The organism is Bradyrhizobium sp. CCBAU 45389 (assembly GCF_028128625.1).
GTDB lineage: Bacteria > Pseudomonadota > Alphaproteobacteria > Rhizobiales > Xanthobacteraceae > Bradyrhizobium > Bradyrhizobium liaoningense_B.
This window is the reverse complement of the sequence record NZ_LBIY01000089.1, coordinates 140,496-165,266: the sequence shown is the minus strand read 5'-3', so window position 1 is coordinate 165,266 and position 24,771 is coordinate 140,496. Positions and strand designations below refer to the sequence as shown.

21 protein-coding genes and 1 pseudogene are annotated in these 24,771 nt (G+C 65.6%); 5 read left to right on the top strand and 17 right to left on the bottom strand.

The genetic code is table 11. From position 1 onward, the window contains the following. Positions 1-24: 24 nt before the first annotated feature. Positions 25-1,416: an FAD-dependent tricarballylate dehydrogenase TcuA gene (tcuA, locus tag XH79_RS19710; protein WP_271582705.1), complete on the bottom strand. Its 1,392-nt coding sequence runs from the start codon at positions 1,414-1,416 to the stop codon at positions 25-27. A 160-nt stretch (positions 1,417-1,576) separates the two neighbouring features. On the opposite strand from tcuA, the gene XH79_RS19705 reads away from it, so the two are divergent. After that, positions 1,577-2,260 (top strand): GntR family transcriptional regulator, encoded by a 684-nt coding sequence (locus tag XH79_RS19705; RefSeq protein ID WP_271582704.1) that lies wholly within the window; start codon positions 1,577-1,579, stop codon positions 2,258-2,260. Between the two features lie 17 nt (positions 2,261-2,277). On the opposite strand, the gene XH79_RS19700 is transcribed toward XH79_RS19705, so the two are convergent. From XH79_RS19700 to mobB, 11 genes and pseudogenes are all read right to left on the bottom strand, one after another. Then, positions 2,278-3,357, bottom strand: coding sequence for a HupE/UreJ family protein (locus XH79_RS19700; protein WP_271582703.1), 1,080 nt, complete (start codon positions 3,355-3,357; stop codon positions 2,278-2,280). Positions 3,358-3,375: 18 nt separating this feature from the next. Next, entirely contained in the window at positions 3,376-3,849 is a 474-nt protein-coding gene (ybaK, locus tag XH79_RS19695) for a Cys-tRNA(Pro) deacylase (RefSeq protein WP_271582702.1), read from the bottom strand. A 252-nt stretch (positions 3,850-4,101) separates the two neighbouring features. Beyond that, complete coding sequence (gene fdhF, locus XH79_RS19690) at positions 4,102-6,870, bottom strand: formate dehydrogenase subunit alpha (protein ID WP_271582701.1); 2,769 nt, start codon at positions 6,868-6,870, stop codon at positions 4,102-4,104. Beyond that, positions 6,867-8,570 (bottom strand): NADH-ubiquinone oxidoreductase-F iron-sulfur binding region domain-containing protein, encoded by a 1,704-nt coding sequence (locus XH79_RS19685; protein ID WP_271582700.1) that lies wholly within the window; start codon positions 8,568-8,570, stop codon positions 6,867-6,869. Before XH79_RS19685 ends, fdhF begins: the two co-directional genes overlap by 4 nt. 285 nt (positions 8,571-8,855) lie before the next feature. Then, the gene (locus tag XH79_RS19680; RefSeq protein WP_271582699.1) at positions 8,856-9,137 is read right to left on the bottom strand and encodes a hypothetical protein; all 282 of its coding nucleotides are present in this window, start codon (positions 9,135-9,137) and stop codon (positions 8,856-8,858) included. Between the two features lie 88 nt (positions 9,138-9,225). Beyond that, positions 9,226-10,878, bottom strand: a pseudogene (locus XH79_RS19675) (OFA family MFS transporter). 343 nt (positions 10,879-11,221) lie between these two features. After that, positions 11,222-13,246, bottom strand: coding sequence for a sensor histidine kinase (locus XH79_RS19670; protein ID WP_212346827.1), 2,025 nt, complete (start codon positions 13,244-13,246; stop codon positions 11,222-11,224). Beyond that, positions 13,239-14,672 carry a sigma-54-dependent transcriptional regulator gene (locus XH79_RS19665; RefSeq protein ID WP_212346828.1) on the bottom strand — a complete coding sequence of 478 codons (1,434 nt, stop codon included), beginning with the start codon at positions 14,670-14,672 and terminating at the stop codon, positions 13,239-13,241. The genes XH79_RS19670 and XH79_RS19665 overlap by 8 nt, the downstream gene beginning before the upstream one ends. Before the next feature lie 121 nt (positions 14,673-14,793). Next, positions 14,794-15,027, bottom strand: a complete 234-nt coding sequence (locus XH79_RS19660; protein ID WP_018643991.1) for a sulfurtransferase TusA family protein — start codon at positions 15,025-15,027, stop codon at positions 14,794-14,796. Between the two features lie 46 nt (positions 15,028-15,073). Then, the gene (locus XH79_RS19655) at positions 15,074-16,330 is read right to left on the bottom strand and encodes a molybdopterin molybdotransferase MoeA (RefSeq protein WP_271582698.1); all 1,257 of its coding nucleotides are present in this window, start codon (positions 16,328-16,330) and stop codon (positions 15,074-15,076) included. A gap of 9 nt (positions 16,331-16,339) precedes the next feature. Further along, a complete protein-coding gene (gene mobB, locus XH79_RS19650; RefSeq protein ID WP_212346832.1) occupies positions 16,340-16,867 on the bottom strand; it encodes a molybdopterin-guanine dinucleotide biosynthesis protein B in 528 nt (175 codons plus the stop codon). A gap of 211 nt (positions 16,868-17,078) precedes the next feature. Here mobB and fdhD point away from each other — a divergent pair, with 211 nt between their 5' ends. Both fdhD and mobA read left to right on the top strand, forming a co-directional pair. Continuing rightward, positions 17,079-17,969, top strand: coding sequence for a formate dehydrogenase accessory sulfurtransferase FdhD (fdhD, locus tag XH79_RS19645; protein ID WP_271582697.1), 891 nt, complete (start codon positions 17,079-17,081; stop codon positions 17,967-17,969). Next, on the top strand, positions 17,950-18,606 hold the full coding sequence (gene mobA / locus XH79_RS19640; RefSeq protein ID WP_442869961.1) for a molybdenum cofactor guanylyltransferase MobA: 657 nt from the start codon (positions 17,950-17,952) through the stop codon (positions 18,604-18,606). Before fdhD ends, mobA begins: the two co-directional genes overlap by 20 nt. Positions 18,607-18,611: 5 nt before the next feature. Here mobA and XH79_RS19635 read toward each other — a convergent pair whose 3' ends face one another. Further along, on the bottom strand, positions 18,612-18,923 hold the full coding sequence (locus tag XH79_RS19635) for a hypothetical protein (protein ID WP_271582695.1): 312 nt from the start codon (positions 18,921-18,923) through the stop codon (positions 18,612-18,614). A 97-nt stretch (positions 18,924-19,020) separates the two neighbouring features. Here XH79_RS19635 and XH79_RS19630 point away from each other — a divergent pair, with 97 nt between their 5' ends. Beyond that, positions 19,021-19,266: a hypothetical protein gene (locus tag XH79_RS19630; RefSeq protein WP_271582694.1), complete on the top strand. Its 246-nt coding sequence runs from the start codon at positions 19,021-19,023 to the stop codon at positions 19,264-19,266. Here XH79_RS19630 and XH79_RS19625 read toward each other — a convergent pair. The 4 genes from XH79_RS19625 to XH79_RS19610 all read right to left on the bottom strand — a co-directional run bounded on the left by XH79_RS19625 (position 19,233) and on the right by XH79_RS19610 (position 24,447). Continuing rightward, entirely contained in the window at positions 19,233-20,363 is a 1,131-nt protein-coding gene (locus tag XH79_RS19625; RefSeq protein WP_271582693.1) for an FAD-dependent monooxygenase, read from the bottom strand. The two genes, XH79_RS19630 and XH79_RS19625, sit on opposite strands and share 34 nt — an antisense overlap. 129 nt (positions 20,364-20,492) lie before the next feature. Beyond that, on the bottom strand, positions 20,493-22,442 hold the full coding sequence (locus tag XH79_RS19620) for a molybdopterin biosynthesis protein (protein ID WP_271582692.1): 1,950 nt from the start codon (positions 22,440-22,442) through the stop codon (positions 20,493-20,495). 13 nt (positions 22,443-22,455) lie between these two features. Further along, entirely contained in the window at positions 22,456-23,562 is a 1,107-nt protein-coding gene (locus tag XH79_RS19615) for a molybdopterin-binding protein (RefSeq protein WP_271582691.1), read from the bottom strand. A gap of 51 nt (positions 23,563-23,613) precedes the next feature. Next, a complete protein-coding gene (locus XH79_RS19610) occupies positions 23,614-24,447 on the bottom strand; it encodes a substrate-binding domain-containing protein (RefSeq protein WP_212346849.1) in 834 nt (277 codons plus the stop codon). Between XH79_RS19610 and XH79_RS19605 the strand changes: the two genes are divergently transcribed. Beyond that, positions 24,446-24,682, top strand: coding sequence for a hypothetical protein (locus XH79_RS19605; RefSeq protein ID WP_271582690.1), 237 nt, complete (start codon positions 24,446-24,448; stop codon positions 24,680-24,682). The two genes, XH79_RS19610 and XH79_RS19605, sit on opposite strands and share 2 nt — an antisense overlap. Positions 24,683-24,771 lie beyond the last annotated feature (89 nt).

Below are 24,771 nucleotides of genomic sequence, written 5' to 3'. Positions count from 1 at the left end.
TCCCATCATCTTTCTTCTTGATCCCTAGTTCCTGGCGTTGCGCGCCGCTTCGCGTCCCGCAATCCGCCCGAACACGCTGCCGATGGTCATGCCCATGCCGGCCGCATAACCCTTGCCGAGCACATTGCCCGCCATGATCTCGCCGGCCGCGAACATGTTGGCGGACGGCTTGCCGTCAGCCATCAGCATGCGCGCCTCCTTGTTCACGCGCGTGCCGAGATAGGTGAAGGTGATGCCGGGCCGCACCGGATAGGCGAGATAAGGCGGCGTCTCGATTTTGCGCGCCCAGTGCGTCTTGGGTGGCGTGATGCCCTCGGTCACGCAATCATCCAGAATCGTGTGGTCGAAGGTGCCGGGCCGCACCGCCGCGTTGAACTCGGTGATGGTCTTCTCCAGCGCGGCCGGATCGAGCTCCAGCTTGCGGGCGAGCTCGGCAATCGTTTGCCCGGCGATCGGCGGAAACAGCGTCGGCATGAAGCTGGTCACGACCGTGGAATCGAAGATGATGTAGGCGATCTGGTCGGGCTGCGCCGCGACCAGCCGGCCCCAGATGGCGTAGCGCTTCGGCCAGATGTCCTCGCCCTCGTCGTAGAAGCGCTGGGCGTGCTTGTTGACGACGATGCCGAACACGACGGAGTCGTGACGCGTGATGATGCCGCCGTCGAATTTCGGCGCGCGGGCGTCGATCGCGACCGCATGACACTGCGTGGGGTCGCCGACCTCCTGCACGCCCTTGTCCAGCAGCATCTTCAGGATCGAGCCGCGGTTATATGGCGTGCCGCGGATCAGGAAATTATCGGCGGCCTCGCCCCAATATTGCTTCAGCCATTCGATGTTGGCCTCGAAGCCGCCGGCGGCGGCAACCAGCGACGTGGCGCGGATCTCGGTCTCGCCCTTGATCGGTCGCTTGAGGCGCGCTGCGAGGAACGTGCCGTCCTCGATCACGAGGTCGGTGACCTCGGCGTCGTATTCGACATCGACGCCGAGCCGCTCCGCCGTCAGATACAACGCATTCAGCATCGCGCGGCCGCCGCCGAGGAAGAAGGAGTTGGTACGGCCGAGGCTCAGCGTGCCGCCGAGCGAGGGCTGCCAGCGCACGCCCTGCTCCACGATCCAGTTCAGGATATCCTTGGACTCCCGGATCATGTGGCGCGCGAGTTCCTCGTCGGTCTGCCCGCCGGTGACCAGCAGCAGATCCTTCCAGAACTCCTCCTCGGTGTAGGGACCAGTGAGGATTTCGGTCGCGGCGTCATGGGCGCAGCGCATGTTGCGGGTGTGGCGGGTGTTGCCGCCGCGATAGAATTTTGGCGCGCCTTCGAGCACGAGGACGGAGGCACCGCCGCGCCGGGCGCTGATCGCCGCACACAGTGCCGCGTTGCCGCCGCCGATCACCAGCACGTCGTATTTATTGCTCATGCCGTCTGCCCGATGCGACGAAGTTAGAGATATTCTGCCCGCCGGCCGGCACGGATCAACAGCGCCCGCCATTGCGTACTTTTGTATACAAAGATATACAGAGACGTCGCAAGCGACATCTCTGCATGGGCAGGATGCGCCTGGCGGTCGACGAGGATGCATGGCCAAGCGCCCGGCAAAGACAAGCGGATCAATCGGGCGCGGCGGCGGCGTGGCACTGGGCGAAGCCGTGTTCCGCTCGCTGTGCGAGGCGCTGCAGGCCGGCAACTATCGCGCCGGGGACCGTCTCCGCGAGGAGGAGGTCGCGCAGCGGCTCAAGGTCAGCCGCACGCCGGTGCGGGAAGCGCTGGGGCGCCTTGCGGCACGCGGCTTCGTCGAGCCCGCCGGCGGCCGCGGCCTGATCGTCCGCAACCTCGACATCTCGGAGGTGCTCGAGCTCTACGCCATGCGCGAGATCATGGAAGGTGCCGCCGCGCGTCTTGCCGCCGGGCATGCCTCGGCCACGGAGATCGACGCACTCAGGGATCTCGAGCAGGCCTTTGTCGAGGCGTCAGAGACCGACGCCGCCGAGATGGCTCGGCTCAACCGCGCCTTCCACGAGGCGATCTGCCGCGCGGCGCGCAACCGTTATCTCGACAACGCCTCCCGCGAGTTGCAGGACTGGATCGCCCTGCTCGGCCCGACCACCTTCACAGTGACAGGCCGCCCCTCGACCAGCCACGGCGAGCATCAGGCGATCATCGACGCAATCGCCGCCCGCGACGGCGACAAGGCCGAGCAGCTGGCGCGCGCGCATATCCGCGAGGCGCTGCGCTGCCGGCTGAAATTGTTGCAAAAGCAATAGGCCGATCGCCGACGCGATCACGCCTCGAACACACGTATCAGCAGCCAGTAGCCGCCCAGAAGACCGATCACGGCGGACATCGTGTAAACCAGCCGCGCCGCCCGCGCCGGCTCCGCCCGGTCGACCGCAGTCAGCCTGTCCAACACGCCAAGCGCCGGCACCATCAGCGCGACGATCGCGATCTGCCCGATCTCGACACCGATGTTGAAGGCGGCCAGCGCCGGGACGATCGCATCCGGCGGCAAGCCGATCTCGCGAAGCGCGCCGGCGAAGCCAAAGCCGTGGATCAAGCCAAACAGAAAAGCCACGCGCCAGCGCTTGTCGACGTCACGCGAAAAGAAGTTCTCGACCGCCACGAACACGATCGAGACCGCGATCGCGGGCTCCACGATGCGGCTCGGGATGATCAGGACATCCAGCGCTGCCAGCGATAACGTCAGGGAGTGAGCAATAGTGAAGGCGGTGACGATCTTGATGACCGGCAAGAGCCGGCGCGCCCACAATACGACTGCGATCAGAAATGCGATGTGATCATAGCCGAGAAGAATGTGTTCGATGCCGGCCAGGAGATAGCGCCGCATAGTCGAGAGCAGCGACGGGGGCAGCGTCGAGAGCGTAACCGTCGTATTGCCGGCGTCGAGCAAGGCCTGCGTCTCGGACTTGCCCAGCGCGATCAGCACCACCTGGCGCGCGGTCTTGTCCTTCTCGGTCAGCACCGTGGAGCGATAAACGATGTCGCCGGCCAGGTTCGCGCAGGCGAATTTGTTGCGATAGATGAGGCCGTCACCATCAGGCAGGATCGCGGCATCATCCGGCGGGCAGGCCGTGCCGCCGCCTGTCACGGCCAGGTGCCTGTCAAAGTAGGCAAGGATGACGGCCCTCACCGCTTCCACCGCAGCCGGATCGACCGCATCCTGCCTCACATCATAAGTCTTCGCGCCGATCAGGCGATCGACATCGCTGCCCTTCAGCCCGAGCTCGACGGTCACCATGCGGTCGCCTGTCAGCGCGACACGAGCCGTCACGAGGTTGATCTGATGCGCCTCAGCCGGAAGGCAGAGCAGGGCCAGGAGCCACGGCAACAGCGGCCACCTCACGATCCCGCTCCATCGCCTTCACGCCAGCACATCCGCGACGACCGCCTTCAGGACATCCCGCACGTCGGTGGGCTTCAGCCGCACCTGCAACCCACGCTGGCCGCCATTGAGGTAGACCAGGTCGTGCAAGAGCGCGCTCTGCTCGATCACGGTGCGCACCGGCTTGCGCTGCCCGAACGGGCTGATGCCGCCGACCTTGAAGCCGGTGACACGCTCGGCCTCGGGCGGCTTCATCATCTGCGCCGACTTGCCGCTCGCCGCCGCCGCGAGCTTCTTCATCGAGACCTCCTGGTCCGACGGAACGACCACGCAGACCGGCTTGCCGTCCACCAGCGCCATCAGCGTCTTCAGGACACGTGCCGGATCTTCGCCCAGCGCGGCGGCCGCCTGCAGCCCGATGCTCTCGGCGTCGGGATCGTAGTCGTAAGCGTGGACGGTGAAGGCAACACCGGCGGCGTCAAGCGCGCGGGTGGCTGGGGTGACTTTGGACATGGGCGATGTCTAGCATCGGTGCGGCACGGCGCGAAGGGATGGCAGCGCGGGGTTTATGCACGCCATATCCTCAGGTGTCGTCCCGGCGAAGGCCGGGACCCATACCGCGTGATCTTTCCATTGCGGATGGTCGCAGTCCCGAACGACTACCCTCCGCCAAACTGCTCCCTGGGGTTATGGGTCCCGGCCTTCGCCGGGACGACACCGAATGTTTGGCGGCCTTGCGCCACCCAAAGGCGGCGAGCCAGCCCCCTACTCCGCCGCGTCGCGCATCTCCGCGCGCTCGGCCCTCGCCGCGCAGAACTTGAACTCCGGAATCTTGCCGAACGGATCGAGCGCGGGGTTGGTGAGCAGGTTCGCCGCCGCCTCCGCGTAGCAGAACGGCATGAACACCATGTTCTCCGGCACGTCGCGGTCGGAGCGGACCTTGACCTCGACGGCGCCGCGGCGGGTCTCCAGGCGAATGAAATCGCCCGGCGCGAGCTTCTTCTTGCGCATGTCCTTCGGCGACATGAAGGCGACCGCCTCGGGCTCGATCTGGTCGAGCACCTGCGCGCGGCGGGTCATCGAGCCGGTGTGCCAGTGCTCCAGCACGCGGCCGGTCGACAGCACCATCGGATATTCGGCGTCGGGCAGTTCGTCCGGCGGGACGACCTTCGCCGGCACGATCTTGCCGCGTCCGCTCGCGGTCGGGAATCCCGTGGTGAAGATGATCTCGTTGCCGGGCTTGTTCGGATCGTCGGCTGGATAGGTGACGGCGCCTTCGCGCACCAGCCGCTCCCAGCTGATGTTCTTCAGCGACGGCATCAGCTCCGCCATCTCTGTATAGACGTCGCCGGGCCCGGCATAATTCCAGGGCAGGCCCATGCGCTTGCCGATCTCCTGGATGATCCAGAGGTCCTGGCGCGCATCGCCCGGCGGCTTGATCACCTGGCGCGCGAGCTGCACGCGGCGGTCGGTGTTGGTGAAGGAGCCGTCCTTCTCCGCAAACGCGGAGGCCGGCAGGATGACGTCGGCGTGGAAGGCGGTCTCGGTGACGAAGAGATCCTGCACCACGAGATGATCGAGCATCGCGAGCGCATGGCGCGCATGCTGCAGATCCGGGTCGGACATCGCGGGGTTCTCGCCCTCGATGTACATGCCCTTGATCTCGCCGGCATGGATCGCGTTCATGATCTCGACCACGGTCAGGCCGCGCACGGGATCGAGATCCTGCTGCCACAACTTCTCGAAAGCCCCGCGCATGTCGTCGCGGCCGACCGGCTGGTAGTCCGGCAGGAACATCGGGATCAGGCCGGCGTCGGAGGCGCCTTGCACGTTGTTCTGGCCGCGCAGCGGATGCAGGCCGGTGCCGGGACGGCCGACCTGGCCGGTGATCAGCGCCAGCGCAATCAGGCAGCGCGCATTGTCGGTGCCGTGGACGTGCTGGCTGATGCCCATGCCCCAGAAGATGATCGAGGATTTTGCCCGCGCATAGGTGCGCGCGACCTCGCGCAGGGTCTGCGCCGGGACGCCGCAGATCGGCTCCATCTTCTCCGGCGTGAACTCCTTGATCTTCTCCTTGAGGTCCTCGAATCCCTCGGTGTAGCCGGCGATGTACTGGTCGTCGGTCAGGCCCTCGGTGATGATCGTGTTGATCATCGCGTTCAGCATCGCGACGTCCGAGCCCGGCTTGAACTGCAGATGCCTGGTCGCATGACGCGACAGCGACTGCCGGCGCGGATCCATCACGAACAGTTTTGCGCCGTTCTGTTTGACCGCGTTCTTGATGAAGGTCGCGGCGACCGGATGGTTCACGGTCGGATTCGCGCCGATCACGATGATGACTTCGGCATCCATCGCGGCGGAGAACGGCGCCGACACCGCACCGGAGCTCAGGCCCTCGAACAGCGCCGCGACCGACGAGGCGTGGCACAGGCGCGTGCAATGGTCGACATTGTTCGAGCCGAAACCGGTGCGCACCAGCTTCTGGAACAGATAGGCCTCTTCGTTCGAGCCCTTGGCCGAGCCGAAGCCGGCCAGTGCCTTCACGCCCTTCTCGTCGCGGATCTTGACGAGACCCTTGGCGGCGATGTCGAGCGCCTCTTCCCAGCTCGCTTCACGGAAATGCGTGAACGGATTGGCCGGGTCGACCTGGTCGTTGGCGTCCTTCTTCGCATTCGGCAGCCGCACCAGCGGCTTTGTCAGGCGATGCGGATGGTGGATGTAGTCGAAGCCGAAGCGGCCCTTGACACAGAGGCGATTGTGGTTGGCGGGACCGTCACGGCCTTCCGCATAGATCACCTTCTCGTCCTTGACCTCGTAGGTCACTTGGCAGCCGACGCCGCAGAACGGACAGAGCGAGTCGACCTTCTTGTCCGCGTAAGTCACGCGGGTCTGGTTCTCGTCGAGCATCACGGCCGGCATCAAGGCGCCGGTTGGACAGGCCTGCACGCATTCGCCGCAGGCGACGCAAGTGGACTCGCCCATGGGATCGTCGAAATCGAACACGATCTTGGCGCCATGGTTGCGGTAGGCCATGCCGATGACGTCGTTGACCTGGACCTCGCGGCAGGCGCGCACGCACAGGCCGCACTGGATGCAGGCATCGAGATTGACGCGCATCGCCGGATGGCTGGCATCGGTCTCCCAGCGCTCGGCGGCGGGGAAGCGGCTTTCGGTGACGCCCGTGGTCTCGGCCCAGTGCCAGAACTTCGAATCCGGATCGTGCGAGGTCTCGCGCGCCGGTTGGTCGGCGACGAGCAGCTCCATCACCATCTTCTGCGCGGCGGTCGCGCGGGCGCTCTCGGTCTTCACCTTCATGCCGACCGACGGCGTGCGCTTGCACGATGCAGCCAGCACGCGCTCGCCCTCGATCTCGACCATGCAGGCGCGGCAATTGCCGTCGGGGCGATAGTCGGGCGCGGGCGAATAGCAGAGATGCGGGATGTCGCGGCCTTGCCGTTTTGCGACCTGCCAGATCGTCTCGCCAGGTTTGGCTTCGACCTGTTTGCCGTCGAGCTCGAACGTAATCTTCGTCATTCGGCCGCTTCCTTGAACTCGTCAGGGAAATATTTGATCACGGAGGACAGCGGATTCGATGCCGCCTGTCCGAGCCCGCAGATCGAGGCGTCGCGCATCGCCTGGCTCAATTCTTCCAGCAAGGCACGGTTCCAGACCGGCTTCTGCATCAGCAGCGCCGCCTTCTGGGTTCCGACGCGGCACGGCGTGCACTGGCCGCAGCTCTCATCCTCGAAGAACTTCATCAGGTTCAGCGCAGCCGCGCGCACGCTGTCCTTCTGCGACAGGATGACGACCGCGGCCGAGCCGATGATGCACCCGTATTTCTCCAGCGTGCCGAAATCGAGCGGAATGTCATCCATCGATGCCGGCAGGATGCCGCCAGACGCGCCGCCCGGCAGGTAAGCATAGAACGTGTGGCCGTCGGCCATGCCGCCGCAATATTCATCGATCAGCTCGCGGATCGTGATGCCCGCGGGCGCGAGCTTCATGCCGGGATTCTTGACGCGGCCCGAGACAGAGAAGCTGCGCAGGCCGTGACGCTCATGGCGGCCATGGCTCTTCCACCAGTCGGCGCCCTTCTCGACGATGTCGCGCACCCACCACAGCGTTTCCACGTTGTTGATGAGCGTCGGCAGGCCGAACAGGCCGACCTGGAACGGATAAGGCGGCTTGTGCCGGGGCAGGCCGCGCTTGCCCTCGATGCTCTCGAGCAGTGAGGACTCTTCGCCGCAGATGTAAGCACCGGCGCCACGCCGCATATGCAGCGTCGGACCGCCGGCGGGCAATTTTGCGATCTCGCGCTCGAGGATCTCGCGGGAGGCCGGATATTCGTCACGCAGATAGATGTAGATGTCGGAGGCCTGCACCACATGCGCGCCGATCAGCATGCCCTCGATGAAGCGGTGCGGATCGGTTTCCAGATAGTAGCGGTCCTTGAACGTACCGGGCTCGCCCTCGTCGCCGTTGATGGCCATCAGCCGCGGACCGGGCTCGCCCAGCACCGCGCGCCATTTGCGTCCCGTCGGGAAGCCGGCGCCGCCGAGGCCGCGCAGCGAGGCGTCGTCGAGCGCCTTCAGGAGGTCATCCCTCGACAGCTCGCCCGAGCGCAGGCGGCCCAGCAGCTTGTAGCCGCCGTCCGCGACATAGGCATCATAGCCGATATATTTGGGCAGATGCGCGTGGGTGTCGCCGGCCTTCGCCGCCGCCATCACATTGGTGACGGTCGCATGATCGACGAAGTTGTGTCCGACTTCCGCGGCCGGCGCAGTGTCGCAACGGCCGACGCAGGGCGCGCGCACGACGCGGATGCCGGGCCCCGATGCGCTCTGCAAATCCTCGAGCAGCTTCTCGCCGCCGAGCATCGCGCAAGTGAGAGAATCGCAGACGCGGATCGTCAGCGGCGCGATGTCGGGCTCGCCTTCCTTCACCACGTCGAAATGCGCATAGAACGTCGCGGTCTCGAACACCTCGGCGAAGGAGAGCTTCATCTCGTCGGCGAGCCCGGCAAGGTGCGCGGCCGAGATCTGGTGATACTTGTCCTGGATCAGGTGCAGATATTCGATCAGGAGGTCGCGCCGCCGCGGCCTGTCGCCGAGCAACTGCTCGATCTCGTGGGCGGCGGTTGGATCGACCTGCCGCCCCTTGGGCGTGGCCTTGGCTCGCTTCCGTCCCTCGCCCGGATGCTCGAACGAACGGACCTGCTGCACGTCGTGGCTCATCGATTCGTCTCGATCTCGTCTTTTAGAACGGCTCCAGTTCTAGCTTCTGGCATGCCAGATGCCAAGCGAATTATCATGCTCGCGGAAGCATTTAAGCGCAGCTCAAGGGCAACCCTGGATCGCTGCCCGGACACGGCATTGCCGTTCGCCCAACGCGCCAACTGATCAAACGAAGCCTGAATTGGTCTGGAGATCAATAAAGGCTTCCTATGCTGCGATAGCGAAATCGTATCGAGCTCCCGCGCCGAGGCTACAGGTGACCCTCCATGCCCCGATACTGATGGGTCAGCTCTTGCCCATGCACTCCTCGATATAGAACCAGCGATCGTCGCCCGCGAGGCCCTTGGCCTTCACATCCTTGCGGCACTCCTTGAGCTTCGGCTTGTTGGCACTCCACTTGGCCTTCATGTCCTTGAGCTTCTGCACGGTCAGCTTGATCTTGCCGGGCTTGGCCTCGGTCGCGGCGGGCGGCGTTACGGCCGGTGCTGCGGCGGTCTGTGCGGATGCGGATTGCAGGGCGCCGGCGACGAGCAGCATGGCGGCGGCACAAACGAGTTTACGAACCATCGAATTCCCCCAGGGGTCATTTTGAAACAAGCGAAACGAGCGGCGGGAGCGCGCGCATGGTGCGCTCCCGCTCGCGATGAATGGGCGATCAGAAAATCTTGACCGCGCTCTCCAGCGTCTTCCAGACACCCCAAGCCAAGGGAACGCCGACGAAAGCCCAGAACAGCGCCGCCTTGGCGTCAAGCCCGCCGAAGCCGATGCCGTAGGAGCCATGTGGCCCCGCGGCCGCCGCGCTGGCGCTCGCCGCCTGCAACTTGGCGACGTCGGCATCCTTCATGTGCCACTTCGCATCGACCGGCTTGACCAGATAGTTGCAGATCAGGCCCGCGATCAGCATCGCGCACAGGATGTACATCGTCGTGTTGTAGAGCTGGTCGCGCGGCACGCCGGCCGCGAGCTGGAACTCGCGGATGTAGTTCACGACGACCGGGCCGATGATGCCGGCCGTCGACCACGCCGTCAGCAGCCGGCCGTGGATGGCCCCGACGAACTGGGTGCCGAACATGTCGGCGAGATAGGCCGGCACGGTGGCGAACCCGCCGCCATACATCGACAGGATGATGCCGAAGCCGAGCACGAACAGGAGCTTCGAGCCCATCGCCGCAAAGGTCGGCGCCAGCGCGTAGAGCACGATGCCGAGGATGAAGAAGGTGTAGTAGGTGTTCTTGCGCCCGATCTTGTCAGACAGCGACGCCCAGAAGAAGCGGCCGCCGATGTTGAACAGCGACAGCAATCCGGCGAAGCCGGCGGCGATCGCCGCGATCTGCGCCTTTTGCCCGGCATCAAGCGCGTTGAAACCGACGTCCGGCAGGCCGATCAGCTTGCCGCCGAAGATTTCCTGGAGCATCGGCGAGGCCATGCCGATCACGCCGATTCCCGCCGACACGTTCAGGCAGAGCACCCACCAGATCAGCCAGAACTGCGGGGTCTTGTGCGCGTCGTTGAGATGGACGTTGTTCTTCGAGATCATCGCATTGGCCTTGACCGGCGGGGTCCAGCCCTCGGGCTGCCAGCCGGGCGGCGGCAGGCGATAGCGGAATGCGCCGATCATCATGAACACGAAGTAGATGACGCCCATCGCGACGAAGGTCTCCCAGACGCCGACCGAGGTCGGGGTCTTGAAATAGTTCATCAGCAGGTTCGCCAGCGGCGCGCCGATCATGGCGCCGCCCCCGAAGCCCATGATGGCCATGCCAGTCGCCATGCCGCGGCGATCCGGGAATCACTTCACCAGCGTTGACACCGGCGAGATATAGCCAAGGCCGAGGCCGACGCCGCCGATCACGCCCGACCCCAGCCACAACAGCCAGAGCTGATGGGTGTAGACGCCGATCGCACCGAGGAACAGGCCACCGCACCAGCACAGCGCCGAAACGAAGCCGGCCTTGCGCGGACCCACGCGCTCCAGCCAGCCGCCCCAGACCGCGGCCGCGATACCGAGCAGCACGAAGAACAGCGTGTACATCCAGCCCATGCTGGCGACCTTCCAGTCGCAACTGGTCGTGAACAGCTCCTGCAACAGCGAAATGTCACCGCAGGTCTTCGGCGCAGTCACGCCGATCGCGCGCGACAGCGGCAGCCAGAACACCGAGAAGCCATAGGCCATGCCGATGCAGAGGTGGATGCACAGCGCCGCCGGCGGCACCAGCCAGCGATTGAAACCGGCTGTCGCGATCGTGCGTTCACGATCGAGAAAGCCGGAGGCACCAACAGGTGCAAGAACGGTATCGGCAGTTGACATAAGCATTACCTCCAAAGCGTGGCCTTACTGGCGCATCGGTTTGAGACCGGTCGCACGCGCGCTTGGCAGCCGCGCATGACCGGTCGAACTTCATGCCGAAGTGGAATCGTCTGGTGCGCATCTCGTCATGTGCACCGAGCAAGCAGCTGAGCGCGGGTGATGTCCCTTCGCCTCGCGAGCAGCGTTGCAGTGACGGCTATCGCGCCCTCATCCCCCTCAACACCCTGTCTTGGGATGAGCAACGCCCGTGCCAGAAGTCGCGCTGTGATGAATCAATGACTTCCCGCAGCGCAAAGTACTGCGCGGGACAAAATGTCCTGAAATCCCCGGACAAAATGTCCAATCAAGCCGCCTCGGGCAGCCACACCGTGAATGTACTGCCGGAACCGACGCGGCTCTCCGCCGTGATCTGTCCGCCCTGGCGCTTGATCAGCGTCTGGCTGATGGAGAGGCCCAGCCCGGTGCCTTGCCGCCGTTTCGTCGTGTAGAAGGGATCGAAGATCTTTTCGATCACCTCAGTGCTCATGCCGATGCCGGTGTCGGCGACCTCGATGGCGACGCCTTGATGGCCGTCGCGCTCGGCATCGAAGGCGCGGAGCGTCAGGGTTCCGCCATCCGGCATGGCGTGGATCGCGTTGACGATCAGATTGACCAGCACCTGCTGCAGCTCGTTGCGGTTCATCAGCACCAGCCGGCTGGCGCGGTCGTCCCTGACGACGGCAATCTCGGTCTTGTTCAGGAGATGCTGCACCAGCGGCAGACAGTCCGAGATGATGCTTGCCGGCGCATGGCGCTCGACATAGCCGGCATATTCCTCCGGCCTTGCAAACTGCAACAGCTTGGTCACGATCTGGCTGATGCGGTGAATCTGCTCGTCGAGCAGGCGGAACTCGACCCTCGCCTTGTCGGCATCGGCCCCGAACACGCTGCGGATGACGTCGAGATTGCCCTGCATCACCGCGATCGGATTGTTGATCTCGTGTGCGACGCCCGCGGTGATCTCGCCGATCGCAGCCAGCTTCTCCGACATGATGAGCTGCTTGGTGGTTGTCTCGAGCTTGAGATTGGCGTGCTCGAGGTCCCGGGTCCGCTCCCGCACGCGGACGTTCAGCTCCTCGTTCCATTCCCGGAGCTGCCGGTCACGTTCCTGGATCTGGTCGAGCAGGCTGTCGAGATGAACCGCGACGCGGCCGATCTCGTCACCCGAGACAGGCATCTTGGTGCGGGCGGAGAGGTTCCCCCGCTCCACCTCGCCGATCGTCGCGGTGACGCGCTCCAGCGGCATGAAGATCGAGCTCGCCCAGCGCAGAAAGATCGGTACGGTCGCGGCCGTGATCGCGATGAACGCCGCGATGACGATCACCAGCGTCTGGTATTTGGCTTCGCTGAAAGGCTTTTCCAGAAAGCCGACATAGAGCATGCCGACGCGTTTGCCGTAACTGTCGACCAGCGGCTCGTAGGCGGAGATGTACCAGTCATTGACCACAAAGGCGCTGTCGAGCCAGGTGCGTCCCTCGCCCAGCACGGCCGAGCGTACCGCCGCCGAGACGCGCGTGCCGAGCGCGCGCCGTCCCTCGAACAGACGGACGTTGGTCGAGATCCGCACGTCCTCCAGGAACAGCGTCGCGGTGCCCTGGCTGCCCTCCGGCAGGCTTGCCGCGCGATAGACGAGGTCGTTGATCGTGTCGATGAATTCGAGATTCTGGTTGAGCAGCGTGCCGCCGACCAGCGCCGCGGCGCCGCCGTCGGGCAGCATCGCGCGGCTCGCCGCATGCACGACCATGCCGCGCGTCTCCGTGCTGCGGTCGGTCGGCACCGCGTTCGGCGTCGGCACGAGGTCGAGGCGCGCGCGCTCAGCCAGGGTCGGCGAGATCGCGGCGAGCTCGTCATTGCCGAAAATGTCGATGCCCGTCGCCGGGACCTGCCCCGACAGCGCCGACATGATGATCGGCCAGTCATTTCTCGGTTGGTGCTGCAACGGCGGCGATGAGGCCAGGATGTCGCCGCGGACGTTGGTCAGATACAGGAAGTCGAGACCGATTTCCTTGCGGGTCTCGTCGAGCAGATCGCGCAGGGAGCCGCGCGCATCCGGCGCCAGTACCTCCTGGAAGCGGGCCGACAGGCTGAGCGCCCGGAGCTGGACGCCGGTCTTTTCGAGGATGCGGGCGAGATATTGGTGGGCGATGGTGAGATCGCCGTTCACCTTGGAGATCAGGGTCGCGTCGAATTTTGCGTTCCAGCGATAGATCGCAACGCCGAGCAAGAGCGGCAGGATGACCAGCATCGGCAACAGCGCGATCGCGAGCAGGCGGAAGCGGACGGAGCGCCCCCGCACGGGTTCATCGCTGCGGCGGGCCGCATCAGACATCCCACAACGCGCATTTGCGGTCGATGGTCTTGCGCGAGATACCGAGCCGCCGCGCCGCCTCCTCGCGATTGCCATTGACCTCTTTCAGCACGCCGAGAATGTGACGGCGCTCGAGCTCCGCGAGACTGTCGGCGGGCGCGGACTGGCCGTCGTTGCGGGGACCGGCGAAGTCGTCGGGGAAAGCGCCGAGAATCAGCGTCCGCTCGATCAAATTGCGCAGCTCGCGCACATTGCCCGGCCAGTCATAGCTTGCGAGCGCCGCGCGCACCGAAGCGTCGATCGGGACCGGCGGCATGCCGAGCTGAGCCGACAGCTTGCTCATGAAGATGGCGGCGAGCTCCTGCACGTCGTCGCCGCGATCCTTCAGGAGCGGCAGGTGGATCTGCATCACGTTGAGGCGGTAGAACAGATCGGCTCGAAAGCGGCCCTTCTCGACCTCCTTCTGAAGCTCGGCATTGGTTGCGAAGATGAAGCGCAGGTCGACCGGAACCTCGCGCTCGGAGCCGACGGGACGGACGCGGCGATCCTCGAGCACGCGGAGCAGCTTGCTCTGCATCGGCAACGGCAGCTCGCCAATCTCGTCGAGGAACAGCGTGCCGCCATGCGCATACAGGAACAGGCCTTCGCGTCCGGAATCGGCGCCGGTAAAGGCGCCCTTGATGTGTCCGAACAGCTCGGCCTCGATCATCTCGGGCGGGATCGCCGCGCAATTCACAGGCACGAAGGGCTTGTCGGCGCGGTCTGACAGCGAGTGGATCGAGCGCGCTGCCACTTCCTTGCCGGTGCCGGATTCGCCGGTCAGGAGAACCGAGGTCGGCAGGCGCGCGACGCGTGCGATGGTCTCGCGCACGCGCAGCGTCGGCGCCGACTGTCCGATCAGGTTGTCGCGCAGGAAGGTGCGGTCGGACGAGGCGCGCAAAGCATAGCGCAGCACATAGTTCTCGCGCTGGAGGCGGACACGGTCGAGGCATCTCGCCACCGCGTTGAGGATCTGGTTGGAGCGGAACGGCTTGAGCACGAAATCGGCCGCGCCGGCGCGCAGGGCCTGGATCGCAGTGTCGAGGTCGGCATAGGCGGTGATCAGAATCGCGTCGGCGAAAAAGCCGACAGCGCGCTGCTCTGCGAGCCAATCGACGCCATTCTTGCCCGGCATGATGTTGTCGAGAATGACGACGTCGTAGCGATTGGAATCGAGCTTGCGCGATGCCTGATCGGTGTCGGCCGCCTCGTCCACCAGCTTGCAGCGCGGCGCAAGCGTGCGCACCAGGAAATTGCGCATGCCCGGCTCGTCGTCGACGATCAGGATGGAGGCCTGCGACAGTGCGCTGAACTCGGGACCCGTGGCCGTCTTGCCGAGCTTGACGGCAGGCTCGCGGGCGGCCGCGGAACCTGCAGCTGCGCTCGCCTTCGATGTTGAGAGATTCATGCCCGACGTCTTAGGTTTGAGATCATCCACCGCAACCGGCCTTATCGCACTGCAGCGAAGCTCCGGCCGTTCCCCGTGGGAGCACCATAGTCAAGCGTTGCGGCGGTGAACATTCGCCTTTCTACGGGCCGTCGCTCTTTTCGACCAGGAACACGATGCGCGCCTCGTTGCGCTCGGTGATCTCGACCTTGTCGCCGGTTTCGCGGATCAGGTTGGGGATGTCGATCACCGAGAGGGGATCGGTGCAGTGGACCTCGAGCTGGTCCCCTGCCTTGAGCGGCTTGAGCGCCTTGCGGGTCTTGAGGGCCGGTAGCGGGCATTTCAGCCCGGTGAGATCGAGTGTCGTCCTGGTCATCGCGGCAACATGGCGGGGCGGGCCGGCGGCGTCAACGCGTGGGGCATCAGATCAGGCCGGCATAGGGCAGGAAGCCGACGCTCTGCCCAGGCTCGACGCCCGTGACGGCTTCACCGAGCTCGACCAGGCCGTCGGTCTCGACCAGCGACGACAGGAGCCCCGCACCCTCGCGCGGAAACTTGGTTACCTCGAGCGCACCGTCCTGCCCCTTGCGCAGGAAGACGCGGACATATTCGCGCCGGCCTTCCTTCTTCCTGTAGGTGAAGGCGGCACGGACAGGGATCGGAACGATCGGCTCCGGGAGAGCACCGGCCAGCGCCAGCACGGTCGGCCGCACCACATGGACGAAGGTGACGAAGCTCGCGACGGGATTGCCGGGCAGGCCGATCAGCGGCGTGCCCCCGATGATGCCCATCGCCACGGGACGGCCCGGCTTGATCGCCATCCGCCACAGCACGAGCGAGCCGACGCTCTCGACCGCCGCCTTGACGTGGTCCTCCTCGCCGGTCGAGACGCCGCCGGTGGTGAGGATCAGATCATGACCACCTGCCACCTGCTTCAGGCCGCTCGCAAGCGACGTTCGCTCGTCGCGCAGGATGCCGAGATCGCTGACCTCGCAGCCGAGCCGGCGCAGCATTGCCATCAGCATGAAGCGATTGGAATCGAACAGCTGCGAGGCCTCGCGCGGCTCGCCGGGCGAGGCCAGCTCGTCGCCGGTCGAGAACACCGCGACGCGGAGGCGCCTCACGACGTCGAGCCCGACAAGGCCGAACGCCGCAGCAAGGGCGACATGCTGCGGCCGCAAGCGCTGGCCGGCGCGCAGTGCCACGTGTCCCTTGGGAATGTCCTCGCCGGCAGGACGGACATTCGCGCCCGGCTTCAGCCCCGGCGGCAGCACGATCCGGCCTGAAGCATCGATGCGGACATCCTCCTGCATGAAGACGGTTTCGGCGTCCGGTGGCATCGGCGCCCCCGTGAAGATGCGTGCGGTGTGGCCAGGCTTGATCGGTGCCTGCGCAAGACCGCCGGCCTGGATGCGGCCGTCGAGCGGGAATGCCTGCTCCGCAGCTTGCGGAAGGTCCGCGTTGCGTACGGCGTAACCGTCGACCGCGGAGTTGGTGAACGGCGGCAACGGCAGGGGCGCCGCGATATCGCGCGCCAGCACGCGCCCGTCGGCATCGACGAGCCCCACGGTTTCCAGATCGACGATCGCGTTGACGCGCGTCGTGATCAGGCCAACGGCCTCGTCGACCGACATCATCGGTCCGCCGAAGGCAAAGCAATCGTCTGACAGTTGCGCCATGGTGCCTCGTCAGCGTATCGCGGCGCTCTTCGCCACCGCTTCCTCGACCGGCATCGCCGCGCGCAGCAGCAGCGCGGCCACAGCGGGGATATCATCGAGATGGACGGTCGGCAGCCGGGTTTCAATGGCGGTGTCGGTCGCGATCCCGGCAATTCCGGGATCGTCCGGAAACAGCAGCGGCTTGCCATTGGCGGCGCGATGCACCTCGATCTTGCGATGCGGCTCGCGCTTGAAGCCTTCGACCACGACGAGATCGACCGCCGAGAGCTTGCTCAATAATTCCGGCAGCCGCGGCTCCGCCGCGCCGCGCAATTCATGCATCAAGGCCCATCGATTCGACGAGGCAACCAGGACCTCCGCCGCCCCGGCCTCGCGATGCCGCCAGGAATCCTTGCCGGGCACGTCGACGTCGAACTGGTGATGCGCATGCTTGATGACGGAGACGCGCAGGCCTTGCGCGTTGAAATGCGGGATCAGCCGCGTCAACAACGTGGTCTTTCCCGCACCGCTCCAGCCTGCAAGGCCGATGACGTTCATAACCGTTCGATCTCCGCCAACGGCTCGCTAGCCGATGGAACCCGCCGGCCTATCCCCGTCATTGCGAACGAAGCGAAGCAATCCAGACTGTCACCGCGGATATAATTCTGGATTGCTTCGCTGCGCTCGCAATGACGACGAGGCGGCATTTCGTTCTCTCCCCGCCATGCTTATATCGGCTTGACCCGAATGTCATGCTAACGTCGCGGCCATGATGAAGATCGACAAAGCCCCGGTGCCCCTGATCGTCCCCAACCCGGACGACCCGCGCCTGACCCAGAGCGTGGCCGGCACCGACCAGACCGGCGCCAGGGTCGAGATCAAGGTGCCGATGGAGCGGCCGCTGACGCTCTACCTGAACTCCCAGGAGATCGTCACCATGATGACGATCGGCGACTATCCGGAATATCTGGCGCTCGGCTACCTGCTGAACCAGAACATGCTGAAATATAATGACGTGGTCACAGAGGTCGAATACGACGACGACCTTCAGGTGGTGGTGGTGCGCACCGAGCACCACACCAATTTCGAAGCCAAGCTGAAGAAGCGCACGCAGACTTCGGGCTGCGCGCAGGGTACCGCCTTCGGCGATCTCTTGGAGGCGGTCGAAAGTGTCGCGCTGCCGAAGGCGGAGCTGCGCACCTCCTGGCTCTACCAGATGACGCAGACCATCAACACCATGCCCTCGCTGTACCTCGAGGCCGGCGCGATCCATGGCTGCGTACTGTGCAAGGCGGGCGAGCCGCTCTGCTACACCGAGGATGTCGGCCGCCACAACGCCGTCGACAAGATCGCGGGCTGGATGTACCGGCACGGCGTCGATCCCTCCGACAAAGTCCTCTACACCACGGGGCGCCTCACCTCGGAGATGGTGATCAAGACCGTGCGAATGGGCATTCCGATCCTGGTCTCGCGCTCCGGCTTCACTGCCTGGGGCGTCGATCTCGCGAGACAGGTCGGGCTGACGCTGGTCGGACGTACGCGCGGAAAGCGCTTCATTGTGCTCGCAGGCGAGGAGCGCATCGTCTACGACCAAAACCTCGCTTATGTCGAGGAAGAATCAGCCAAGCACAAGCGCAAGGGTGAAGGTGGTGACGACTGAGATTCCGCCAACGAATGTTCCGCCGACTCTTGGCGTGCTGCTCGCCGGCGGCCTCGCGCGGCGCATGGGCGGCGGCGACAAGCCGATGCGCACGATCGGCGGCCGCACCATTCTGGAGCGCGTGATCGCGCGCCTGAAACCTCAATGCGGCGGGCTGATCCTCAACGCGAACGGCGATCCCGCGCGTTTCGCGGCCTTCGGCCTGCAGGTCGTCGCCGACGATGTGCCCGGCTTTCCCGGCCCGCTCGCCGGCATCCTCGCCGCGCTCGACTGGACCGCGGCGAACCGGCCCGACATCGCATGGGTGCTCAGCGCCGCCGGCGACTGCCCGTTCCTGCCCCGCGATCTGGTCGCACGCCTGCACGAAGCGCGGAGCCGGGAGAACGCGCAGCTCGCGGTCGCGGCTTCAGGCGAGCAGACGCATCCCGTGATCGGCTTGTGGCGTGTTGCCCTGCGCGACGAGCTGCGCCACGCGCTGGTCGTCGAGGACCTCCGCAAGATCGACCGCTGGACCGCGGGCTATCCACTTGCGACGGTGACCTGGCCGGCCGAGCCGCTCGATCCGTTCTTCAACGCCAACACCGTCGACGACATCGCCGAAGCGGAGCGGCTGGCCGCGCTGGATGACGTATCCTAGCGAACTTACGAATTGGGAAACTCGTTGAGGAGCTGCATCCAGATGATCGCGAACGCGATCAGGCCGCAGAGGCCGACGGCTGTGGTGAATCGCGGGAGACGCCCGATGGCGACCAGCAGCCAGGCCGGCAGGAAGAACAGTCCGAAGATCATGCCGAGCGGGAACACCGCGAGCCATTGAAAGCCGGAGCCGTCGCCGGGCGGGACATGGGCGATGAAATAGAAGGTATAGAGCCAGAACAGCGTGCCGGCAGCCGCGACGACCGCGGCGATCTTGCGGAAATTGATGGGTGCTGACGCGGTAATGGCCTGGCTCATGCCCCTTGGTCGCGGCGACGGCCGTTGGCGTTCACGGGCATCGAACCGGGCCGAGGCCGGCCGCGACTACTGATCGGGACATCCCCCCGGATGAGCCATGGCCGATTCTCTTCTGAATGCCATCTTCGCAGTCGTCGACTTCGTGTTTGACGTTTCGACGGCGATCGATCGAACGAAGCGGCTGAGCCAGCAGGCCACCGGCAGCGACAAGATTATCGAGGTCCCTCCTGATCCGAAGCCGCTGCCGCCGGCCGCCCAGCGCGCGCTCGCCGAAGCCGAGGAACGGGAACGCGCAAGAGAGCGCGCCGCTCAGGCCGCCAGCGGCACCGACCAGGCGTCGTAGCCGTAGACCCAGCTCGTATCGGTTCGCTGCTTCAGCCAGATATTGGCGCGCGAGGTCTCCTGCACCCGCGTTGTCCGCCCTTTCCGCGTCGCCTCGAAGCGGCGGAAGGCTCTCGCAACACCGTCGCGATCGACACCGTCGAGGCAGCGTGACAGCACGGCCGCGTCCTCGATCGCCATGGCCGCGCCCTGCGCCATGTAGGGCGTCATGGGATGGCAGGCATCGCCGAGCAGCGCCACCTTGCCGTCGGCCCAGCGATCGAGCGCCTCGCGGTCCATGATCGCCCATTTGTGCACGTCGGGACACGCCGCGAGCACTTTTCCGACCTGCGGATGAAAGCCTTCGAACGATGCGCGCAGATCGCGCACATCGCCCTTCGCCGACCATGACTCGATGCGGAAATCCGGCTCGGGCTGGCTGGTGACGAGATAGACCTCGCTGCGGTCCGGCTTGACGTAATAGATCACGATGTGACGATCCTCGCCCCACCACTTCGTGCAGTCGTCGATCTTCTCCCCGCCGAGCAGTGCGGCCGGATATGTGGTGCGATAGGCAATGCGGCCGGTGAACCTGGCCGGCGCGGTGTCGAACAGGATGTCGCGCACCGTCGAATGCACGCCGTCCGCGCCGACCACGGCATCGGCAACGACGCTGGTGCCATCGGCAAAGGTCAGCCGGACGCCATCGCCGGTGTCATCCAGGCCGACCAGCTTGTGATTGAGCCTTATCAATTCATTTGGCACTATGCTCGCCAGTGCCGCGTGCAGATCGCCGCGGTGGGCGAGCAGATAGGGCGCGCCGAACTTCTCTTCCGCGCTCTCACCAAAAATCATGTCGAACTTGATGTCACCGCTGCGCCAATCGCGATTATTCCAGGAGCGCGGATAGAACGACTGGCTGCGCATTCGCTCTTCCAAGCCCAGCGCGCGCAACACCTTCATGGCGTTGCAGCCGATCTGGATGCCGGCGCCGATGCGGGCGAACTGGGAGGCCTGCTCGTAGACCATGACGTCGACGCCGACACGGCGAAGTGCTGCGGCAGTTGCAAGCCCGCCCATGCCGGCACCGACGATCGCAACCGAAAGCGGCCTTGCCATCGCGTCCCCCACCCTCTATCGCGCAGCTTGAATGCCGCGTCGTCGATCTAGAGCATGATCCGGAAAAGTGTGAAGCGGTTTTCCGAACAGATCATGCTCAAACAAGAATCTAAAGCGCGTTCACGCGCTTTAGGCCGGCCGGAAGCCCGCCCGCTCCAGTGCCGCACGCGCCTTGTCCGAGCCCAGCGCATCCAGAAAGGCCTGCACCGCCGGTCGCTGCTTGCGCGCCGTCACCAGCGCGAAGTCATAATGCTCTTCCGCGAGCGGAATGAAACCGAGGCCGGTCGCATGGGCGACCGGCGCAATGGTCATGCCCCAGTCGGCGCGGTGCTGCGCGACAGCCGCGGCAACGGCGTTGTGCGAACGCGGCTGGTTCCAATAGCCTTCCGGGCGCGCACCGCCGAGCAGCCGGTCGATCAGGATGCGCGTGCCCGCGCCCTGGTTGCGGTTGACCATGATGCAGGCGGGGTCAGTGAGCGCGGCGGCGACAGCCTCCTTCGCACCCAGGCCCTCGAACCGCGTGTCGCCCTTGCGGAAGACGATGCCCTGCATGCGCCGCCAGCCGGGGACGAGTTCGAGCCCCTCGACGAGATAGGGCGTGTTGTAGGTCTCGCTCTTGTCGTCGAACAGATGGATCGGCGCGAGATCGCATTCGCCGCGCTTGGCCGCCGCAAGGCCGCCAAGGCTACCGACCGCGATCGAGCGCACCGTCAGGCCGGCATGCGCAAGCTGTGCGGTAACGAGATCGAGGCCGGTGCAATGGCTGCCGACGATGACGAGATCGGGCACCCGCACATGCGGCGTGAACAGCGTCACCTCGGTTTCGGTCCCGGCCGGCATCTGGTCGGCGAGCGCGTCGATGCGCAGGAATCCGTCCGCCTGTGCGAAAGACGTGATCGCACCGGAGCCTTTGCCGGAGGGATAGGCGATCAGGCCATTCATGCCCTCGACCAGCGAGACCATGACGAATTCGGTGCGGCCAAGCTCGGAGGCGATGCGAACCGGCACGGTCGCGCCGACCTTGGCATCGGAGCGCGGCGGCAGGCCGGCCATCCTGCGCAGCACCGGCACGATCATGTCGTGGAAGGTGAACATCGCCGAGGTCGGAAAGCCCGGCAGGATCACCACCGGCTTGCCATCGCACACCGCAAGGCACAGCGGCTTGCCGGGCTTGAGCGCGACGCCATGCGCGATGATGCCGGGCTGACCGAGCCGGCCGATGATGCGATGGGACAGATCGCCCGCGCCCTTGGACGTGCCACCGGAGAGCACCAGCATGTCGGCATCCGCCAGCGCGCTGCGCATGGCGGCTTCGAGCTTGGCCTCATCGTCGGGAATGGCGCCGAGGAAGATCGCCTCGCCGCCGTTCTCGTCGATCGCGGCCGCGACGATCGCGCCGTTGGTGTCGTAGATCGCAGCCGGCGCGAGCGCCTCGCCTTGCTGGACCAGTTCGTCGCCGGTCGAGATCACGGCGACCCGCGGTTTTCGCGCGACAATCACTTGCGCGATGCCGCAGGCCGCCAGCATGCCGATCTCGCGCGAGCCGATGATCGTGCCGGCGCGCAGCAACGCCTCGCCGCGCGCGATGTCGGAGCCGGCATAGGACACGAACTGCCCGGGCGAGACGGCGCGACGTACGTCGATCGCATCGGAGCCGGCCGGCTGGGTATGCTCGACCATGACCACGGCATCCGCGCCGCGCGGCAGCGGGCCGCCGGTGGCGATCGGTGTGGCGGTGCCCGTGGCGACCTGCATCCTCGGCGCGGTGCCGCACTGAATGGTCTCGGCGTTCAACGCAAGGCGCCTCGGTGCACCTTCGCCGGCCGTCGCAAGATCGGCCGAGCGGACGGCAAAACCGTCGACGTTGGAACGATCGAACGGAGGAACGTCGATCGGCGCAGTGATGTCCTCGGCGAGTGCCGAACCGAGCGCAGCAGCGAGCTTGCGCGCCTCGCTGGGAAGCGCCCGCGGGAACAAGGCCGCCTCGAAGCGCGCCAAGGCTTCCTCGCGCGAAAGGATCGTGAGGAATTGCTCCTGTTCGAGCGCGCTGCGGTCGGACGGTTTTGGGATCATGGTCATGCCGGAACCCATATCACTCCCGCATCAGATAGGCATCGACGGACGTAGCCGCTGCAAATCCTTCGTGGCTGGCGGGAATGATCAGCCATGCATCCGCACGGGCCATGGCCTGGAGCGGCCATTCGCCCACGGCAAGCGGCATCCAGGCATGATGTTCCTCGGCCAGCAGCGCGATTTCGGCGATGCCGACCGTGGACGCGATTTTTCGCGCGAGCGGCAGAGTCGTTTGCCGGCGCGGCTGCCGTGCCGACAGACGATCGATGAGCGGAAGCACCAGCGCCAGCCATGCCGCCAGCGCATGATCCGGCGAGCCGGGCAAGGCAACGGCGGGAACCTCGCCAAGCCGTCCGACCGCAGCGGTGCGGCCGGGCTGAAGCGCAATGCCATGGGCGAGCAACTCGCCGCGCCCGGCCAATGCCGTCACCGCGGCATCGTGGCGACCGAGGCCACTGCCGCCGACCGTCAGCAGCAGGTCGCAAGCGGAGGCGTCGAGCACATCGGCGATCGATGCTTCATCGCGCGCACCGGCTTCATGCGTCCGCACATCAAGTCCCGCGGCATTAGCCATCCCGGCGATCATATGCGCCGTCGTCGTCGCGCCCGGCACGTTGACGATGCACAGCCGCGGTCGGCGCACGCTCAGCCCGTTCACCGCCGCGACGCCAGCAAGCGACAGGTCCACCGGACCGACCGGGTATCCCTCCGCGCCGGCCGTCGTGCCGGCGGCAATGTCGCTTCCAGCGCGTCGGATGCCCTGCCCCGGCAACCCCTCCGCCAGCACCTGCGCAAGCGGCCCCGATACCTCCACAGCGTCGGCATCGAGCACACAGTCGCATCCCTGCGGCATGGCATCGCCGGCATCGACCCAGACAGGGGCCGTCGCCAAAGGCAGCGGCGCATAGGCGGATGCACCGACGAGATCGTTGGCGCACAGCGCCCAGCCGTCTGCGGCCGCAATGTCGTGAGGCGGATAGGCCACCAGCGGCGGCGCGCCCGCCGCGACGCAGCCAATAGCCTCGGACAGCGGCAATGCGATCGGCGCGACCGGATCAACGCCTCGCAGCAACGCAGCGAGCGCGGTGTCGAGCGGCGTCAGCGATGGCGGCAGGCGCTGGGTCATGCGCCATGATGGACCATGCCTCGCCCGGTTTGGCAACCGCGGGAGAGGATCTCAGCCGCCCGTCTTGTCCGCATTTGGAAAGAACAGCTGCTGGCCGTCGACCTTGTAGGCGGCGATCGCGGCCTGTCCCTCCGGCGAGATCAGCCAGTCGACGAAGGTTTGCCCCAGCTCCTTCTTCACGTTCGGGAACTTGTCGGGGCTCATCAGCATCACGCCGTATTGGTTGAGCAGCCGCTTGTCGCCTTCGACGACGACATTGAGATCACCGCGATCGCTGAAGCCGATCCAGCTACCGCGGTCCGACAGCACATAGCCGTTCGCGGCGCGCGCGGCCTCGAGTGCCGCGACCATGCCCTGCTTGGCCTCGCGATACCAGGCGCCCTTGGCGGCAGCGATGTCGATGCCGGCGACGATCCAGAGCGCGAGCTCCGCAGCGTGTGTGCCGGAGCGATCGCCGCGCGTCACGAACGGCGCGCCCTTGGCCTCGATCGCCTTCAGTGCGGTCGCGATGTCCTTGCCCTTGACGCCGGCGGGATCGCTCTTCGGCCCGACCAGCACATAATCGTTGTACATCACGTCAAAGCGCTTCACGGCAAAACCGTCGGCGACGAATTTTTCCTCCTGCGGCCGCGCATGCGTCAACACGACGTCCGCCTCGCCCTTTCGCGCGCCGTCGAGCACTTCGTCCGCACGCCGCGCGATCACCCTCACGTCGATACCGGTCTTGTCACGGAAGATCGGCAGCAGATGATCGAGCAGGCCGGACTCCTGCGTCGATGTCGTCGTGGCCAGCACGATCGCACGATCCTCCGCGAAGGAGGCCGCAACGCCCACAGCAAGGCCGCAGAGAAGCGCGAATGCAACGGACAGGCGGCGAGCGGCCATGAGCTGGTTCCCTTCGATACGGCGGGATCATGATGATCGATTGCGCCGCACTCGTGACGCCATCGCGCTGTCGTTCGGGAAATTTCGGCAAGGCACGACGCGGCATGGCGATTGCAAAACCGCCGATCGCATGCACGTTCACGACAGCCGCAAGGCCCGCACCATTCGCGCGCTTCAGGATCGTTCACCAAAGCAGAAATCGCGCGCGCGGATGTGTTGCAAAGCAACGAGATGATCGGGCATGGTTCCCGCGGACACTAATTGAAATGCAGAATTCCACCTGCGACGAACGTCCAAAAAGAAGCAAGAATTTGCATAGGAATG

Excerpts from the sequence above, each read along its gene's own strand:
- tcuA (WP_271582705.1), bottom strand. The coding sequence starts at position 1,416 with ATGAGCAATAAATACGACGTGCTGGTGATCGGCGGCGGCAACGCGGCA.
- XH79_RS19705 (WP_271582704.1), top strand. The coding sequence starts at position 1,577 with ATGGCCAAGCGCCCGGCAAAGACAAGCGGATCAATCGGGCGCGGCGGC.
- ybaK (WP_271582702.1), bottom strand. The coding sequence starts at position 3,849 with ATGTCCAAAGTCACCCCAGCCACCCGCGCGCTTGACGCCGCCGGTGTT.
- fdhF (WP_271582701.1), bottom strand. The coding sequence starts at position 6,870 with ATGACGAAGATTACGTTCGAGCTCGACGGCAAACAGGTCGAAGCCAAA.
- XH79_RS19685 (WP_271582700.1), bottom strand. The coding sequence starts at position 8,570 with ATGAGCCACGACGTGCAGCAGGTCCGTTCGTTCGAGCATCCGGGCGAG.
- XH79_RS19680 (WP_271582699.1), bottom strand. The coding sequence starts at position 9,137 with ATGGTTCGTAAACTCGTTTGTGCCGCCGCCATGCTGCTCGTCGCCGGC.
- XH79_RS19670 (WP_212346827.1), bottom strand. The coding sequence starts at position 13,246 with ATGTCTGATGCGGCCCGCCGCAGCGATGAACCCGTGCGGGGGCGCTCC.
- XH79_RS19665 (WP_212346828.1), bottom strand. The coding sequence starts at position 14,672 with ATGAATCTCTCAACATCGAAGGCGAGCGCAGCTGCAGGTTCCGCGGCC.
- XH79_RS19660 (WP_018643991.1), bottom strand. The coding sequence starts at position 15,027 with ATGACCAGGACGACACTCGATCTCACCGGGCTGAAATGCCCGCTACCG.
- XH79_RS19655 (WP_271582698.1), bottom strand. The coding sequence starts at position 16,330 with ATGGCGCAACTGTCAGACGATTGCTTTGCCTTCGGCGGACCGATGATG.
- mobB (WP_212346832.1), bottom strand. The coding sequence starts at position 16,867 with ATGAACGTCATCGGCCTTGCAGGCTGGAGCGGTGCGGGAAAGACCACG.
- fdhD (WP_271582697.1), top strand. The coding sequence starts at position 17,079 with ATGATGAAGATCGACAAAGCCCCGGTGCCCCTGATCGTCCCCAACCCG.
- XH79_RS19635 (WP_271582695.1), bottom strand. The coding sequence starts at position 18,923 with ATGAGCCAGGCCATTACCGCGTCAGCACCCATCAATTTCCGCAAGATC.
- XH79_RS19630 (WP_271582694.1), top strand. The coding sequence starts at position 19,021 with ATGGCCGATTCTCTTCTGAATGCCATCTTCGCAGTCGTCGACTTCGTG.
- XH79_RS19625 (WP_271582693.1), bottom strand. The coding sequence starts at position 20,363 with ATGGCAAGGCCGCTTTCGGTTGCGATCGTCGGTGCCGGCATGGGCGGG.
- XH79_RS19620 (WP_271582692.1), bottom strand. The coding sequence starts at position 22,442 with ATGACCATGATCCCAAAACCGTCCGACCGCAGCGCGCTCGAACAGGAG.
- XH79_RS19615 (WP_271582691.1), bottom strand. The coding sequence starts at position 23,562 with ATGACCCAGCGCCTGCCGCCATCGCTGACGCCGCTCGACACCGCGCTC.
- XH79_RS19605 (WP_271582690.1), top strand. The coding sequence starts at position 24,446 with ATGAGCTGGTTCCCTTCGATACGGCGGGATCATGATGATCGATTGCGC.
- XH79_RS19610 (WP_212346849.1), bottom strand. The coding sequence starts at position 24,447 with ATGGCCGCTCGCCGCCTGTCCGTTGCATTCGCGCTTCTCTGCGGCCTT.